The sequence below is a fragment of the Arenimonas sp. genome, from assembly GCF_019459675.1.
GTDB lineage: Bacteria > Pseudomonadota > Gammaproteobacteria > Xanthomonadales > Xanthomonadaceae > Arenimonas.
Window position 1 is genome coordinate 1 of the sequence record NZ_JAIBFH010000200.1, and the last position, 1431, is coordinate 1431.

The 1431-nt window shown below is 69.9% G+C and carries 1 protein-coding gene; it reads left to right on the forward strand.

The window, feature by feature from the left end; genetic code table 11:
* Window positions 1-1334: DUF885 family protein (locus K0M70_RS06895; RefSeq protein WP_290780920.1), on the forward strand; the 1334-nt coding region annotated here is incomplete at its 5' end.
* Window positions 1335-1431 lie beyond the last annotated feature (97 nt).

The window sequence follows — 1431 nt, forward strand, 5'->3', positions numbered from 1 at the left end:
CCCCCTACGCGCGCCGCCCCCTGCCCACCCCCCCCCCCCCCCCCCCCCCCGACCAGCTCGACCGCAGCCGCCGCACGCTGGCCGCGCTGCAGGCGCGGCTGGACAAGGATCCCAAGGCGTTGGGCACTTCTCCCATCCTCGCGTTCCGTTCGGCGCGCCTGCTGGACCGCGTGCGCGAAGACCTCAAGCAGTGGTACGGCTTCCACGCCGGCTACGACCCGCAGTTCACCTGGTGGGCCAGGCAACCCTACGAAGCGCTGGACCTGCAGATGCAGTCGCACGCCAAGCTGCTGCGCGACAAGCTGGCCGGCGCCGACGATCCGGAAACCATCATCGGCGACCCGATCGGCCGCGAGGCGCTGCTGGCCGACCTGCGCCATGAACTCATCGCCTACACGCCCGAACAGCTGATTGACCTGGCCGAGCGCGAGCTGGCCTGGTGCCAGCGCGAGATGCAGAAGGCGGCGGCGGAAATGGGCCAGTCCGACTGGCGTGCGGCGCTGGAAATGGTCAAGTCGCGCCACCCTGCCCCGGGTGACCAGCCCAAGCTGGTGGTGGAGCTGGCCGATGAAGCCATCAACTACCTGGAAGCGAACGACCTGGTCACCGTGCCCGAGCTGGCCAAGCGCGACTGGCGCATGACCATGCTCACGCCCGAGTACCAGCTGCAGGCGCCGTTCTTCCTGGGCGGCCAGGACGTCTGGGTGGCCTTCCCCACCGACACCATGCCCCACGACAAGAAGCTGATGGCGCTGCGCGGCAACAACCGCCACTTCTCGCGCGCGGTGGTGCACCACGAGCTGATCCCGGGCCACCACCTGCAGTACTTCTACAACGCCCGCCACCAGCCACAGCGCGAACTGTTCGACACCCCGTTCTGGGGCGAGGGCTGGGCGCTGTACTGGGAGTTCCGGCTGTACGAGCGCGGCTTCGCCAAGACGCCCGAAGACCGCATCGGCATGCTGTTCTGGCGCAGCCATCGCGCGGCCCGCATCCTGTTCTCGCTGGGCTTCCACCTGGGCAAGATGACGCCCGACCAGGCCGTGGACCTGCTGGTGGAGCGCGTGGGCCACGAGCGCGAGAACGCACGCGCCGAAGTGCGCCGCAGCTTCGCCGGCGACTACGGCCCGCTCTACCAGATCGCGTACATGGTGGGCGGCCTGCAGTTCCAGGCGCTGCATCGGGAAATGGTGCTTGAGGGCAACATGACCGAGCGCCAGTTCCACGACGCCATCCTCAAGGGCGGTCCGATGCCCGTGGCCCTGGTGCGGGCCCGCCTGCGCGGCGATTCACTGCAACAGGGGCTGCCGGGCAACTGGAAGTTCTATGACTGACGCCATCCGCCCGCTGCGCACGCGAACCTTCGTTCTGCGTGCGCGGGCCGCGGCCCCCCCCCCCCCCAAACAGGGGGCGGGGGGGGGGGGGGGGGGG